Genomic DNA, 16,138 nt, shown 5'->3' with positions numbered 1-16,138 from the left:
TCAAAATATCCAATAAGACATTGTTAATAAACAACAAAGTCATTCAAGGTAAAGCAATAATAGCGAAATATAAATAGACTAAACGGAGCAATTGCACCATTGTGGTCACCTAGTGATTATTTGGGTGCAATTGGGCGAACTCATCTGTTATGACAAAGAATGGCCGCGATGCTGGCCAAACTCCTACCACTGCTCATCGCTTGCTGTTGCAGCGCTGTGTGTGCATCGCTTTCGGATAAGCCAGATTGTTGCAGCTGTTGCTTGGCGATATCAACTAACTTTTGATCCTGTAGGCATTGCTCAAGTTCCGCCAGTTTACTGAGCAGTTGAGTTGCCGTGGTAAAACGTATGAGTGCCAACTGTATAATATTATCGAGACGTTCAAAATCAAATTGCTGTGGTATATAGGTCACCCGCCCACAATGCAATAACGCTGCGATGTCCAAGCGCTCTGCACTCTTTGAGGTAATGATGAGCGGTAACGGTGCAAACTGCATTAACCGTTCAATGAATTTGACGTGGATTGCGGTAATTGACTCAACGCAAAGCAGTACAATATCGCTGTCTGTTTTTAACGAAAAACGTTCAAATGCCGATAGTGAATCAAGTTTTACGAGCTCAAAATTGCACTTAGTAACCTGGTTTAATAATGGCTCATAGTCAGTAAATTCAAACAGAGTCAGTATGCGCATTGCCCACCTCCGTATAAGTAACAACACCGCGCTGCAGTGGTTTAGAAGCAACAGGGTTCGCGTCGCAGGGAAAGTGAGTGTCATCAGCAACGGGATAGGTACTTCGGCTCATCCAATATTCAGCCGCCAACGTATTAGCGCTATCAATACTGAGGGAGGAGTCTGTTAACATCAGTAGTACCGCTGTATTGGTGATCACAGCGCTGTACGCCCTAAGGAATTCGGTTGAATAACGAAAGATGTTTCCATTTTCCGCCTCACCATGCCAAAGCGCTGTTAACCACTGCGCTTGAAGTTCCTCCTCTTGCGCCTTACTGCCGATTAATGCATTGAGCTGAGTTGGAAGATTCATTTGGTTAAGTCCGTCGCGCTTTACCACATGGATGCTCGTGCTCGATCTCGGGTTTAACTCACACTCTCCTTGATAACCTTTAAATATCGCCACCGTCGTTTTACCTAAGCTTGGATCATTTTCAGCCATCATCCTTGCCAAGTTTATATGGATCTTATCTAAACCTGGATGAAAAAAACTTCTGAGGCTAAGACTGGCATTTGTCGGGTTTATACAGCGGATAGCGCTTTGAAAAAGACTCCTTAGGCCTATCTCTTGCTGAATATCGGTAAATGAGCTGACTAGGGGTGAGAATGCATCAGCATTGACGTAACAGATCCTAGATGATGTTAACGCGACTTGCGCTTCAGCCACTGTAGAAACACTGACTATCCCTAGCGCGTCAATGAAGTGCGCAACGTGTTGCCGATGAGGAAGTACCCGATTGTCGCCATGCAGTAAGATCCGATAACCTTTTTCTGCCAACAGTTTGGCGCTAAGTAGCAAGTAGGGAAGCTGATCCCGCTTTGCTCCATAGCAAGGCCAGTCAATATCGACCTCCAGTTGCTGCCATTGGCTATCTATAGTTGAACGCAGTGCAAGTGCCACGCCCGCGACCTCTGCTGCCACCTCTCCTTTTACTCGCATCAACATTAAGGCCACGCTAAGCTGCGTCACAGTGCCTATCTTGTCGTAAAAACCTCGTACTAATTGAAAGCTTTCAATTAAGGTTAATGACCGAGAACCTTTTTTACCTCGACCTAGCACTTTAATAAGCTGTCGATACTCTGCAGGCTCAGACACCCCAATGAGCAGTCGGTTTTGGTTATCCATATGCACGCTCGGACACATCGCACTCGGCATCAGATTCACTATCGCTTTTGATATCACAAGCAAGCAACAACAGGCTGAGTTCTTGCCCGATCCCGACCACCTCCCCAACAATTAACAATGTTGGGCCGTCGACATTGATGCTGGTAGCAACATCAGCCATATCTTGCACTGATGTGCTCACTATCGATTGATTATCTCGTGCACCGTTACTAATGAAAGCGACAGGTAATGAGAGTTTTGCGCCAGCTTGCAGTAACCCATGTGCAATCTCGGCCGCCCTCTCTTTGCCCATGTAAAACACCATGGTACTTCTGGCTGCCAGCAGGCCCGCCCACTCAATTACCGTATCATCACAAAGGTGCCCTGTTACAAACGTTACCGACCGAGCCACCTTTCTATGGGTCAAGGGGATCCCCGCACTGGCTGCACAGCCTAATGCGGCGGTAACTCCTGCAACAAATTGGCTTTTCACACCATTTTTAGCCAAAAATATCGCCTCTTCAGAGCCTCGACCAAACACATTAGGATCTCCGCCCTTAAGGCGAGTAACTGCCTTTCCTTGTTGGCTTAGCTGCAGCAGCTTCTGATTGATCTGCTCTTGAGTGGCACTGGGTTTTGCAAAGCATTTCCCCATGTAATGCATCTCACAACCTTCAGAGGCTAACTGTAAAATATCTTTACTGACCAGATTGTCATAGACAATCGCTTCTGCGCTAGCAATCGCTCTCGCCGCCTTAATCGTTAGCATGTCGATATCGCCACACCCCGCACCGACAATAGTCACTAAATTAGCTTCATCAGCACGAATAGAGTCATTAACTCGCTGCAGCATCGGCATAACACCTTCTGCCATTAACGGTTTTATACTGGCTATTTGATTGAGCTTCATTAAGCAACCTCCCTGTTTGATTTCTGTTTGTCAGCAATAACTGCATTAGCAAGATCTTTGACTTGATTTAAACAACTGCCACACACAGCGCTGCATTTGAGCTTTTGCTGCACTGCATCAACAATCAAAGGGATAGTGGTCGCGCCAGCATCAAAATCTGCACACATCTGCTGCTCAATTTCTTTTTCAGTCACTCCAGTACATGCGCAGACTATTTTACTGCTGCCTGCGCGTAATACTTGATGTAAGTGTTTAATAAATTGTGCGTTAAGTGGATTATTAATGAGTGACTGAATTGCGTTAACATCAATATCTAACGCGTGTTCAGCTGTGATAAGTAGACTTTTAAGCTTGCCTTGATAGATGATGCAGTAGATCTGTTTGTCTTGATCTCGCCACTGCAAAACACGCTGCGAGGACAACTTATGATGAAGATCTGCTGCCATAATCGATGCTGAAATGTTGGATTCAGCCGCAATATGGCGACAAACGCCACCGCGTAGTTGCTGCTTTACATCCCAACATAGTCGCTTAGTATCGACTAACGCCTGGCCCCACTCTATCCCTTGTTCCACCACCTGTTGATGGCGCAGTTCAACCCACTGGTTTTTAAATCCTGGTTGCTTCGAGAAAGGGTCAACGGCAGCTGTAACCACCCTATTTACACCACCACTTTTGCTAAATTGCGTTGACCAATGCATTGAAAGAAATGCTGTATCTTTTAGTTGTGACTCATCAATAACGACGCGAGCAATAAGTGGTTGTGCCAAATTCTCGGTTTTAATCGCCACCAAACCATCCACCTCTAGCCCATGCTTTTTAAGCGTTCTAATATTCAGCGTTAATTCTGGTTGATAATGCGATGCTGCTAGTTGCTCAATATGACCGGTTCTTGTCATGGTGTGCCATTGATCACGGCTACGACCACTGTTTAAGCACACTCGGTTTTGGCTCAAGGAGCCAGAGTCCATCGGGGCTTGACCGTCACCCTCAGTAGACAGTCGAGTTTCTACAAACTGAGCTTTACCACTTGTAGTAGCAAACTGGCCTTGGGAGAATAAACGCACATCTCTTTGACCAATCGACTGAAAGTCATTCACAGGCCATTGTGTTGGTAAAAGTTGCTCATACTGGCTAGCACTTAGGCCTGATAAACCCGCTAGCGATAACTGTTTATGTGGAAATTGTTGCTGTACTTTTACTGTTAGCCTAGCGTATTCATTAAAAATATCGGCACTGTCTTTAAATTCAAATGCCGCTGTAAATCCAAGCGCTTTTGCGACTTCACACAGCGCCCACCAATCTGCTTTTGACTCTCCTTGAGGCTGAATAAAACCTCGTTGGCGGCTAATGGTCCGCTCACTATTAGTGACTGTTCCCGACTTTTCTGACCAACCTTGCGCGGGTAAAAGCAGATCGGCATATTTTGCGGTATCGGTGTCAGCGGTGATATCGGAAACCACGACATAATCACACCTTTGTAGCGCCTTCTTGACGAGCTCCGTATCAGGCATTGAAACAGCTGGGTTGGTACCCAATACCCATACAGCCTTTATTTTCCCCTCTGCCATATCGGCAAACATCTCAGTCGCTGTTAACCCTTTTGATTTTGGTAGCGCCGTTGTTTGCCAGAACTCCTCGACTAACCGCCGCTCAGGCTCTGAAAATCCAAGGTGGCAGGCTAACTGCGTGGCCAGGCCGCCTACTTCACGTCCTCCCATCGCATTCGGTTGCCCTGTTAACGATAAAGGGCCACAGCCTACTTGACCGATATCCCCACGCGCTAAGTGACAATTGATGATGGCATTGGCGGTATTTGTGCCTGAAGTTGACTGATTAACCCCTTGGCTGCTAGCGGTAACCACTTTATTGCCTTGTTGATAAAGCGCATAAAAATAGTCAATTTCCTTGGCTTTAAGTCCAGTAAGATGAGCGATGTTGGCAAGGGTTTCACTGTCTTCACGGGCACTATTAACTGCTTGTTCAAACCCTTCGGTATGGCTATTTATATACTCACGGTTCGATTGACCTTTATCTGCTATCGCACAGAGTAGACCGTTAAACAAATGAAGGTCAGAACCTGGAGTGAGCTGCAGATGCAGATCCGCCTGCGACGCCGTGGCGGTTAGACGTGGATCGATGACCACGATTTTAGTGCCACGCTCAGCGCGAGCAGCAAGTATTTTCTTAAACAGTACCGGATGTGTCCAAGCAGTATTAGCGCCGACTAATACGACGACATCGCTAAGTAACAGGTCTTCATAACAACCTGGAACAACATCCTCACCAAACGCTCGTATATGGGCGCTTACCGCAGACGACATGCATAACCTGGAATTAGTGTCTACATTTGCGGTAGCCAAAAAACCTTTAGCCAGTTTATTCGCGACATAATAATCTTCTGTGAGCAGTTGACCCGAAAGATAGAATGCAACGGAATCGGGGCCATGCTCTGCAATGGCGCTGCTAAATTTTTCCGCTATTTCGGCTACAGCGGCAGGCCAACTAATGTTTTGGTAACTGTCATCTATGCCAGCACTAATTTGTCGGCGTGGGTACAACAGTTTATTGGGAATATTTAAACTGTCGATTAACGCCAGGCCCTTACCACATAAGTCACCTGAATTAGCCGTGTGATCACTATCACCACTAACCGTCAGAGTTTGATGCTGTGAAAAACTAATACTGTCTTTTTCATTAAGGTTATTAACTGTAACTCCACAGCCAACCCCACAGTATGCACAGGTCGTTTTACAGCTTGGCATGATTCGCTTTCCTAGGTATTAACTCATGCCAATTGCATCGCAATACCTATGCCATAATATAACCAATTGTTTTAGTGCAATAAAAAATCATCCTTACCGTCTTTCCAGACAGAATGTTCTACATGAGTGCAGCGCCATGCACTACAATCACGCAAGTGTTTGATAAAGCTCGCATCAAGGTACTCACAAAGAGATATGGCGGGTTTAGCAAAGAAATCAGTATTGGCGCAAAGGTTGAATCATCTGCACTTGCCCAATACTGCAGCAATGTGTGTCAATATTCACGTTTGGTTTGAATTTTGGGTACAAAAAAACCAGCTTTAAGCTGGCTTTTATCGGTAACGGTTTAGGTTACTTAAGTGTTGATTCTGCAGTACGACCATCATCATGACAGCTGTCACATGTTGGCTTGTCACCCACGTTCATTTCGTGAGGTGCGTGGCAGTCAGCACACATTAGCATGCCATCGTGTGGCTGGTGGACTGCATCCATCTCTTCCAATGTACCGTGACAAGATTGGCACTGTTCGAACTCATATTCGCCATCTGCAGATGGAGAACCGTCAGCGTGACACGCTTCACAGCCATCCATTTCAGCATGCATTTCAGCCAACTCTTGGCCTTCAGCGAAAACAGAAGGAGATAATGCTAGTGCTGCGATAGCCGCACCAAAGATTGCACTTAATAATTTTTTGCTCACAGTTGTATCCTCATTAGATGTTCGCATAGTGGAAACTTTATCAGTCAGGTATGTTTCCATCTTGCGATCAATATTATTAGCACGACTTAGCTTAACTTAGCTAAGGAATCACAAATTCGCAACTAATTTAGTTTGAAGATCATATCATTGTGACCATTACCAAAATGTGCGCTCCATCAAATTCTACCTTTCATTCGCGCTATGAAAGACTACAAATGTTCAATTATCACCTTGATTTTGACTACTAAAAAGACGATTCGGAAGTTGCCCCCCCGAATCTACTTTATTAGCTAAAGATGAATTAACGAGCTCTAAGTGCGGCAATTCGTTTTTCGAGTGGTGGATGGCTCATCAATAATTCAGACATTGATTTCTTACCATTAATACCAAGTGCTGACATTTGAGCTGGCATAGCACCAGTCTCTGGCCCTTGACGAAGTCGGTCAAGCGCGGCAATCATTTTCTCTTTGCCGGCCAACTTAGCGCCACCTTCATCAGCTCTAAACTCACGGATACGAGAGAAGTAAGCCACGATCATTGATGCCAAGATACCGAACAACATATCAAGTACAAAGACAACGCCCATGTAGGCGAACATACCTAAGCCCTCACCCTCTTCATCATTGCTAGCGACAAAATTATTGATAATGCCAGCAACCACACGTGCAGCAAAAATAACAAAGGTGTTCACTACGCCCTGAATAAGCGTCAATGTTACCATGTCACCATTAGCGACATGACTGATCTCATGAGCGAGTACCGCTTCGATCTCATCATGGTTCATACCGTAAAGAAGACCACTACTAACGGCAACTAACGAGTTATTTTTACTTGGCCCCGTTGCAAAAGCATTGAACTCTTGTGACTGATAGATAGCCACTTCAGGCATTTTAATCCCAGCCTGCTCGGCTTGGCGAGCGACCGTGTCGACTAACCAGCGTTCAGTATTATCTCGCGGCGTTGTGATAACCTCACAACCCATGGTTTTCTTTGCCATCCACTTAGAAATAGCCAAGCTGATGAACGCACCACCAAAACCAAAAATAGCCGCGAACACTAACAAGCCGCCCATGGTTGAGGTATTTACGCCCAAAATAGACATCACGATTGATGCCACTAATAAGATCGCCATATTGGTAGCAATCAGTAAAAATATACGCTTCATTTAAGCTCCTGTAGGATACATATGGTCCTGATAAACATTGTTAGAGACATAATATGTCCGAAATCTTCAATTTCAAGGGATTCAACGAAAAAACAGTTCAACTGCGTTTATCTTAGACGATCACTTTAATACCCAAGCCCCTTCTAGACATGCTAAATCCTGCATTTTGGAGTAGTTTGGGTATCTTTATCAGAGGCGGTGATTTTAGGCAGTTTTTATTAATCTAATCTTAAATAGTGTCAAAATAGACCTATATGCAGATTAATCTTTTTTAACAGAGGGATAACCCGTAAGACAATGCACAAGATTGCATCATCTTAGAGGTTAAAATAACCAGCAGTTGATTGCTTTAATCAATCGATTGAATCTATTAACTAAGCAAATTTACATTAAGGTGTACAGCGGCTTCTGCTGCCGTTGCGTTCTCTAGATAGGGAATATGCCCAAGAAAAGGGGCAGACATCATCTGCTGTAATGAAGCTAGGTTCTCTTGTTGGTTAGCCATGTCAGGATCAACTTGGTTCGCAACCCAACCTGCAATGACAAGACCATCTCGCTCAATCGCTTCAGCAGTCAATAATGCATGATTCAAGCAGCCTAGCTTCATACCAACCACCAAGATCACCGGCAGTTGCATTGCTTGCACAACTTCAGACATAAAATGACCATCGCCTAGTGGTAGTCTCCAACCACCAGCACCTTCAACCAGTGCAAAGTCGGCCCCTAGGTATTGCGCCATATTAAGTTGCGCCTGGATCTTTTTAGGTGACAGCGATATATTTTGCTCGCTCGCTGCAATATGCGGTGCAATTGCAGCTAAAAAGGCAAAAGGATTAATATCGTCATAAGGAAGTTTTATGCTTGATGCGGCCATCAGTGCTAGCGCGTCACTGTTTCGAAGGCCCTGTTCGCTTTGCTCACACCCAGACGCTACTGGCTTAAAGCCTACGGTTTCACCCTTTACTGCGGTTAACAATGCTGAAGACACTAACGTTTTACCGCAGTCAGTGTCGGTCCCGGTTACAAAATAAGTCATGCATACTCCAAGGTGTTCAGCCTTTATTAACGCGTCTTTCTCGCTTTGATAAAACTGATATTATAAGTCAAGGGAAGCCCCTCCGGGGCGCGGCTTAACTCTGCCTTATTAAGCAATTTTTGCCAATCTCCTCGCCCTCTCAATGTGACGTGGCGTTGATTAAGCTGACTTTTTACCTCAACTGTAGATGCACCAACACCCTTGATTGACTGCAGTAACGACTTAAAGTCATCAAAATATACCGTTATGGCGCGCGTCTCAATCTGTTCAATTTGCCAATCATCTTGATTAAAGCAATTAAGTATCTCTGCTTCACTTTTAAAGCGGTTAACGTTTAATCTAAGATCTGACAGTTGATACAGACTATTTTCGGCAACAATACTGGCATTAAACTCCCCCCCGATTTGGAGTACACGGTTAGCTTCAGTTACCGCAAGCTCGAGGTTTTTACACCACTGCAGTGCAACATTGGAATAAACTGTCGCTATTGACGCGTCCAGCAAGGGCAAGTTTTGTGCATCAGCGCAGAGCGCCTTATACGCTGGAAAATCTTTTTTAAGGCTGCGCAACATTCCTTGTGCAATGTCAACACAGATAACATCGTCAATATGGTTGAAACATGTAAATGAGGTTCCGGGACCACAACCGAGATCGAGTAAGGGCTGAGTCGGCCGCATTAACTCAAACAAATGCTTTGCCGCGATTCGCTGTAAAATATCATGTGAATGGTACGATGATGCAGCCGCTGAGAAACGATTAGCGACGTCAATATTTAACTGGTTTACCGCTGTTTTCACGACATTGGATCCTAAGCGCTATGGGGTTTGAAATAATGCTGACTAACAAGCGCTTTAGTCATCTTGTAAAATATCAGCAAGTACAGCAACAAATGTGTGTATATCTTCTTCGCGGTGCTCTGCGGTTAATGTGATTCGCAGTCTTGCACTTCCTTGAGCGACTGTGGGTGGCCTTATTGCACCGACCCAGAAACCGTGCTCTTTCAACCGTTTTGCAATTGCGAGGGTTCTGGCACTCTCTCCAATAATAATAGGTTGAATAGCTGTGGTAGAACCCGTTAAGACAATATTTTCTGTTTGGCATGCAGCTATAAAACAATGGATATTGTGCTGCAATTGTTCGTTTAGTGATGGTTGCTCAATAATGGCTGCTACGGCAGCGTTAACCGCTACTGCATTGGCAGGTGACAATGCAGTCGAATATATGTAATGACGTGCATTAGCAACTAAGTAGTCTATTAATTCCTGGCTTCCTAGAATAGCAGCACCTTGGCCACCGAGTGCTTTACCAAAGGTGACGATCTGCGCATCGATATGAATATCATTTGCTAATGCCGTTGCTCCAAGCCCCTTCTCTCCGACAACACCGAAACCGTGCGCATCATCAACAATAAGCCAGGCGTTATGTTGCTTACACAAGGCTGATAGCTCAACCAACGGGGCAATGTCGCCATCCATACTAAACACACTTTCAGTCAATAAGGCACAGGGAGAGTGACGCTCAAACTGTGTGTTTGCTGATACTAAATCATTATGGATAAAACGCTTAAGCACTGCGCCACTATCTTGCAGTCCATCAATCACCGAGGCGTGCACCAACTTGTCGGCGAGCACGGTGTCGGTGTGATTAAACAGACATTTCATTAATGCATTATTGGCGCTAAAACCGGAACAAAATAGCAATGCCGCCTCGTGACCCGTTGCTTGGCAGAGTGTTTGCTCTAGCTGTTGGTGTGCTTGGCTATAACCGACGACTAAGGGTGATGACGCACTGCCAAAACCGTAAGACTTTGCCCCTTCATGCAGTGCTTCAATGACTTTGGTTGATCTGGACAAACCTAAATAATCATTACTGCTAAAATTAATATAAGGTAAATCATCAACTTCAAAGCAATTAGCATGTTCAGCATCAAGCATGACCTTAATTCGTTTTCTTAACAGCCCTTGCTCTTCAAGCGCACGATTGGTGTCGATGACTCTTGATTGAAGCAATGATGGTGTTGTTTTTTGTGCAGCAGCGTCAGACATTAGCTCTACTCAATTGTGGAAAGGACCTAAGTATACGGATAGTAAACTAAAAACGACTCGCTACGTTAGCAAACGGGGCGCTTAGCATAGATGTTAAGCGCCTTTTTCCACGAGACTTTTGAACTGAATATAATTTAAACTAAAGCGCGCCTGCATCGTAAAATGCTGCGACTTTTTTGTCTTGTTGTGCAGCCGCTTTGGCCAGCATGGCTTTATCTTGCTCTTTGGTTGAAGCTACCCCCTGCTCTGGGTGCAGCCCTAGGCGTTTAAACAGGCTCATATCGTCATTTTCTTCTGGGTTTGGTGTGGTCAATAACTTGCAACCATAGAAGATTGAGTTAGCACCAGCAAAGAAACACATCGCTTGCAGTTCATCACTCATGTTCTCGCGGCCCGCTGACAAACGCACTCGCGATTTAGGCATAATAATTCGAGCAACCGCAATGGTACGCACAAACTCCAAAGGATCGAGATCATCTATCTTTTCAAAAGGCGTGCCTTCGACTTTAACCAACATGTTAATTGGCACTGAATCAGGGTGTTGCTCTAGATTCGCTAATTGCTGTAATAAGCCCGCTCTGTCTGTCGCTTTCTCGCCCATGCCAACGATACCGCCCGAGCACACTTTCATTCCAGAAGCTCGAACGTTTGACAGCGTGTCTAATCGACTTTGGTATGTACGAGTCGTAATAACATCACCATAATATTCAGGTGAGGTGTCTAAGTTATGATTGTAGTAATCAAGACCTGCATCCGCTAATTCATCTGCTTGACCGGCTGAAAGCATGCCTAAGGTCATGCATGTTTCCATACCTAACGATTTGACCTCTTCAACCATCGTTTTTAGATAAGGCATGTCGCGCTCTTTGGGGTTACGCCACGCGGCTCCCATACAAAAACGTGAGGCGCCAGCAGCTTTTGCACTGCGCGCTTCGGTTAAAACCGTTTCCATTGCCAGTAAACGTTCTTTCTCTAACCCGGTGTCATAACGTGCACTTTGTGGGCAATACTTGCAATCTTCAGGGCAAGCACCGGTCTTAATTGAGAGCAAACGACTGATTTGAACCTCATTAGGATCAAACTCTTGGCGATGTACGCTATGAGCCTGGAACAACAAATCATTCATTGGTAACGCAAACAAGGCTTGGATCTCTTCGCGTTGCCAATTATTTCTCACTACTGCATCAGACATGCTTTATCCTTTTCCGACTCACGCTCATTGCAAAATCGTTCTTTTGTATCAACGTTAATGCTGTATTTATAAATCCTGGGCTAATAATAGTACTACTTATTGTAAGGAAAATTAACTATGTCCTTATTAAACAGTAACATAACGCACAAGCATGGCGTGAATTATTTGATATTTATCTTGCCTAGGATACCTACAAGCCTTAACCTGTCAACGCCAACCAGTTTAAAAGGTTTACTAGCGGTCACATTATGAACAATGAAAAACAACCTACAGAGCAGTATATCGACTCAGATTTTGATCAGAAACATCTCTGGCATCCTTATACCTCGATGAAAAATGCACTTCCGACCTACGGTGTAGTTAGTGCAGAAGGTGTCGAATTACAACTCGACTCTGGCGCAAAACTCATCGATGGGACAAGCTCTTGGTGGGCTTGCGTGCATGGTTATAGTCATCCCAAAATTGTGGCGGCAATGCAACAGCAAACCCAGCAACTCAGTCATGTCATGTTCGGAGGGATCACCCATCGTCCAGCGATTGAGCTAGCAAGAATGTTAGTGGATATGACGAGCGAACGCCTGACAAAGGTGTTTCTGGCCGATTCAGGTTCAATTGCCGTTGAAGTGGCAATGAAAATGGCACTGCAATATTGGCAAGGAAAAGATAAACCCAATAAACAGAAAATACTCACAGTAAAAAGCGGCTATCACGGCGATACTTTTGCGGCTATGAGTGTTTGCGATCCTGAAGGTGGCATGCACACCATGTTCGGCGAACTGGTCACTAAACAGTTATTTGCGCCAGCGCCAATCAGCAAATTTGGTGAAGAGTTTGATCCATCTGAGTTAACCGCTATAGGCACCATCATTGAGGACAACCATCAACAGATTGCAGCGGTGCTTATCGAGCCTATCATGCAAGGTGCCGGCGGAATGCGCTTTTATCATCCTGATTACTTGGCGGCTTTACGTCGTCTCTGTGATAAGTATGACCTGTTATTAATTCTAGATGAGATTGCCACAGGGTTTGGCCGCACAGGCAAGTTATTCGCCTATGAACATGCCAATATTGAAGCCGATATATTGTGTCTAGGTAAAGCGCTCACTGGGGGCTATGTTTCACTTGCAGCAACAATATGCAGTGACGAAGTAGCCAGAGGTGTTAGTGAGTCTCCAGCAGGCGTGTTTATGCACGGACCTACATTTATGGGCAACCCATTGGCCTGCTCTGCTGCCATCGCCAGCCTGGAACTGATAAACCAGCAGCAGTGGCAGACTCAAGTAGCGAGTATTGAATCACAGATGAAGTCTGAACTTGCAGACGCAAAGAGCTTTAGCAACGTTGTGGATGTGCGAGTGCTAGGTGCTGTGGGAGTATTAGAGATGAATTCAACATTGAATACCGCCGAACTTCAACAGCAGTTTGTTGATTTAGGCGTTTGGATAAGACCATTCTCAAATCTTATCTACATCATGCCTCCCTATACAATATCAGCCGTACAGCTGTCTAAATTAACCAGTGCTATGAAGACAGTTGCGAGTCAAATATCCTTGCCTGACAGTGACATCGCGTTTATCAGTCACGGATAGTTCTTACACGAGTAAGCTCCATCAGCATAGCCGCCTTTAGTGGCGGCTATATGTAATACGCTACTACGCCACTTGCTTTAAAAGCTTCAGTGGCACTATGTAAGCTTCTCTGCCACTGCTCTTCAGCAGTGGCATCGGCTCATGATGAGCCGTCTCCTACATGCAAGTGCACAACTCTCCAGTCAATGCGCCTTGAATTGAACGCCTTGAACGGTTCTGAACAGGCTAGATATTTAGCAGGCTGGTATTCGAGAGTGTTTATCTGAAACTATTGATGACCAGATTAACTGGCATTGAACATCAAATAAATTAACAAGATCCTTACCAACATAACCCATTCTTAGCCGTCATAAGCAAAATAACATTGGTAATATTAAAGGTGCTCTTGCGCCAATATTGATTTGGCTCCCCCTACTAATCGTAATATTTGTCTCTCTTTAGAAAGCACAATTATTGTTTTCTGCAAGAATCCCAACCATAAGCACCACTTTGTTTCCGGCTCAAAACGTGACTTTTTCACGATATTTAGCTTAATTTAGCCCTGAATGATAAAAATCGATAAAGAAAATGGAAAAGTATTGCTATACTTGCGCGGAATTTTAGAACGTAACTCCAATAGAGTAGAAAAATGACTGATTTATCAAAGTACAGAAACATTGGTATCTTTGCTCACGTTGACGCGGGTAAGACCACCACAACTGAGCGTATCCTTAAGCTTACCGGCAAAATCCATAAGATCGGTGAAGTTCATGATGGCGAATCAACAACTGACTTCATGGAACAGGAAGCTGAGCGTGGTATTACCATTCAGTCTGCTGCTGTAAGTTGTTTTTGGAACGAGCACCGTTTCAACGTTATTGACACCCCTGGCCACGTTGACTTCACAGTAGAAGTATATCGTTCTCTTAAGGTTCTTGATGGCGGTATCGGCGTATTCTGTGGTTCTGGTGGTGTTGAACCACAATCAGAAACCAACTGGCGTTATGCGAACGAATCAGAAGTTGCTCGTATCATCTTCGTAAACAAGTTAGACCGTATGGGTGCTGACTTCTTACGTGTTGTTAAGCAAACTAAAGACGTACTAGCTGCTAACCCACTGGTTATGGTTCTTCCTATCGGTATCGAAGATGAGTTCTGTGGTGTTGTTGACCTACTAACTCGTAAGTCTTGGATCTGGGACGAAACCGGCGAAGCTGAGAACTACAAGATTGAAGAAGTTCCTGCTGACATGGTTGAGCTTGTAGAAGAATACCGTGAGATGCTAATCGAAACTGCTCTTGAGCAAGACGATGACCTACTAGAAGCTTACATGGAAGGCGAAGAGCCATCTATGGAAGACATTCAACGTTGTATCCGTAAGGGTACTCGTACAATGGACTTCTTCCCTACATACTGTGGTTCTGCATTCAAGAACAAAGGTATGCAACTTCTGCTTGACGCTGTTGTTGATTACCTACCAAACCCAGTTGAAGTTGATCCACAGCCGCTTACTGATGAAGAAGGCGAACCTACTGGTGATTTCGCTTTAGTTTCTGTAGACGAGCCATTTAAAGCGTTAGCATTCAAAATCATGGATGACCGTTTTGGTGCCCTAACCTTCGTACGTATCTACTCAGGTAAGATCAACAAAGGTGATACCATCCTTAACTCGTTCACAGGTAAAACTGAGCGTGTAGGTCGTATGGTTGAGATGCAAGCTGATGAACGTAACGAACTTGATTACGCACAAGCTGGTGACATCATCGCTATCGTGGGTATGAAGAACGTACAAACTGGTCACACTCTGTGTGATATTAAGAACCCTTGTACTCTTGAAGCTATGGTATTCCCAGAGCCAGTTATCTCTATCGCTGTTGCGCCGAAAGACAAAGGCGGATCAGAGAAAATGGGTATCGCTATCGGTAAGATGATTGCTGAAGATCCATCTTTCCGTGTAGAAACTGACGAAGATTCAGGTGAAACTATTCTTAAAGGTATGGGTGAACTTCACCTAGACATTAAGGTAGATATCCTTAAGCGTACATACGGCGTTGACCTAGTAGTAGGTGAGCCTCAAGTTGCTTACCGTGAAACTATCACTAAAGAAATTGAAGATAGCTACACGCATAAGAAACAGTCTGGTGGTTCTGGTCAGTTCGGTAAGATCGACTACGTTATCCGTCCAGGTGAGCAAAACACTGGTTTCACTTTCAGCTCTAAAGTTGTTGGTGGTAACGTACCTAAGGAATTCTGGCCTGCAGTTGAGAAAGGTTTCGCATCTTTGATGGATACTGGTACTGTTGCTGGCTTCCCTGTATTGGACGTTGAACTAGAACTTCTTGATGGTGCTTTCCACGCAGTTGATTCATCAGCTATCGCGTTCGAAATCGCTGCAAAAGGTGCTTTCCGTCAATCTATGCCTAAAGCCGGTGCACAACTTCTTGAGCCTATCATGAACGTTGACGTATTTAGCCCAGATGACAATGTTGGTGATGTTATTGGTGACCTTAACCGTCGTCGTGGCATGATCAAAGACCAAATGGCTGGTGTTACTGGCGTTCGTATTAAAGCTGACGTACCGTTATCAGAAATGTTCGGTTATATCGGTTCACTACGTACTATGACATCAGGTCGTGGCCAATTCTCTATGGAATTCGCTCACTACTCACCATGTCCAAACAGTGTTGCTGAAAAAGTAATTGCTGACGTTAAAGCACGTGAAGCAGCTGCTGCTAAGAAGTAATGATTAGAAGTTTTAACTCCTAGGAGTTATACACTTTGATAGAAGCCTATAGATCAAAATCTATAGGCTTTTTTATTGGCTGATATTTGATGAAGATAGCACTAGCCACACACTTATTGGCCACTTGTCATAAAAAATCAAACTCAGCTCTCACAATCATAAAACCGACTTGTTTTGCC

Annotated in this window: 12 protein-coding genes; 2 read left to right on the top strand and 10 right to left on the bottom strand. The window is 44.6% G+C overall.

Annotation, left to right across the window (positions count from 1 at the left end; genetic code table 11):
- Positions 1-140: 140 nt before the first annotated feature.
- The 10 genes from JK628_RS09900 to bioB form a co-directional block, all read right to left on the bottom strand.
- A complete protein-coding gene (locus tag JK628_RS09900) occupies positions 141-692 on the bottom strand; it encodes an ANTAR domain-containing response regulator (protein ID WP_202289313.1) in 552 nt (183 codons plus the stop codon).
- On the bottom strand, positions 670-1,857 hold the full coding sequence (locus JK628_RS09895) for a glycosyl transferase (protein WP_202289312.1): 1,188 nt from the start codon (positions 1,855-1,857) through the stop codon (positions 670-672). Before JK628_RS09895 ends, JK628_RS09900 begins: the two co-directional genes overlap by 23 nt.
- Positions 1,850-2,746 (bottom strand): uroporphyrinogen-III C-methyltransferase, encoded by an 897-nt coding sequence (cobA, locus tag JK628_RS09890; RefSeq protein ID WP_202289311.1) that lies wholly within the window; start codon positions 2,744-2,746, stop codon positions 1,850-1,852. The genes JK628_RS09895 and cobA overlap by 8 nt, the downstream gene beginning before the upstream one ends.
- On the bottom strand, positions 2,746-5,511 hold the full coding sequence (locus JK628_RS09885; protein ID WP_202289310.1) for a nitrate reductase: 2,766 nt from the start codon (positions 5,509-5,511) through the stop codon (positions 2,746-2,748). Before JK628_RS09885 ends, cobA begins: the two co-directional genes overlap by 1 nt.
- Before the next feature lie 351 nt (positions 5,512-5,862).
- Positions 5,863-6,210: a tetraheme c-type cytochrome CctA gene (gene cctA / locus JK628_RS09880; protein ID WP_202289309.1), complete on the bottom strand. Its 348-nt coding sequence runs from the start codon at positions 6,208-6,210 to the stop codon at positions 5,863-5,865.
- A gap of 301 nt (positions 6,211-6,511) precedes the next feature.
- Positions 6,512-7,375 carry a protease HtpX gene (gene htpX, locus JK628_RS09875; protein ID WP_202289308.1) on the bottom strand — a complete coding sequence of 288 codons (864 nt, stop codon included), beginning with the start codon at positions 7,373-7,375 and terminating at the stop codon, positions 6,512-6,514.
- A gap of 370 nt (positions 7,376-7,745) precedes the next feature.
- On the bottom strand, positions 7,746-8,411 hold the full coding sequence (bioD, locus tag JK628_RS09870; RefSeq protein WP_202289307.1) for a dethiobiotin synthase: 666 nt from the start codon (positions 8,409-8,411) through the stop codon (positions 7,746-7,748).
- Between the two features lie 26 nt (positions 8,412-8,437).
- Positions 8,438-9,208, bottom strand: a complete 771-nt coding sequence (locus tag JK628_RS09865; RefSeq protein WP_202289306.1) for a methyltransferase domain-containing protein — start codon at positions 9,206-9,208, stop codon at positions 8,438-8,440.
- Positions 9,209-9,262: 54 nt separating this feature from the next.
- Entirely contained in the window at positions 9,263-10,456 is a 1,194-nt protein-coding gene (locus JK628_RS09860; protein ID WP_202289305.1) for an 8-amino-7-oxononanoate synthase, read from the bottom strand.
- A gap of 139 nt (positions 10,457-10,595) precedes the next feature.
- Complete coding sequence (gene bioB, locus JK628_RS09855) at positions 10,596-11,648, bottom strand: biotin synthase BioB (RefSeq protein ID WP_202289304.1); 1,053 nt, start codon at positions 11,646-11,648, stop codon at positions 10,596-10,598.
- Between the two features lie 248 nt (positions 11,649-11,896).
- Here bioB and bioA point away from each other — a divergent pair, with 248 nt between their 5' ends.
- Together bioA and fusA are read left to right on the top strand one after the other, a co-directional pair.
- Positions 11,897-13,237, top strand: coding sequence for an adenosylmethionine--8-amino-7-oxononanoate transaminase (gene bioA / locus JK628_RS09850; RefSeq protein ID WP_202289303.1), 1,341 nt, complete (start codon positions 11,897-11,899; stop codon positions 13,235-13,237).
- A 628-nt stretch (positions 13,238-13,865) separates the two neighbouring features.
- Complete coding sequence (fusA, locus tag JK628_RS09845) at positions 13,866-15,959, top strand: elongation factor G (protein WP_202289302.1); 2,094 nt, start codon at positions 13,866-13,868, stop codon at positions 15,957-15,959.
- Positions 15,960-16,138: the final 179 nt, after the last annotated feature.

The sequence above is a fragment of the Shewanella sp. KX20019 genome (assembly GCF_016757755.1).
In the GTDB taxonomy this organism is placed as follows: domain Bacteria; phylum Pseudomonadota; class Gammaproteobacteria; order Enterobacterales; family Shewanellaceae; genus Shewanella.
Note: the sequence above shows the minus strand (reverse complement) of the source record. Positions and strands in the feature narration are given on the sequence as shown.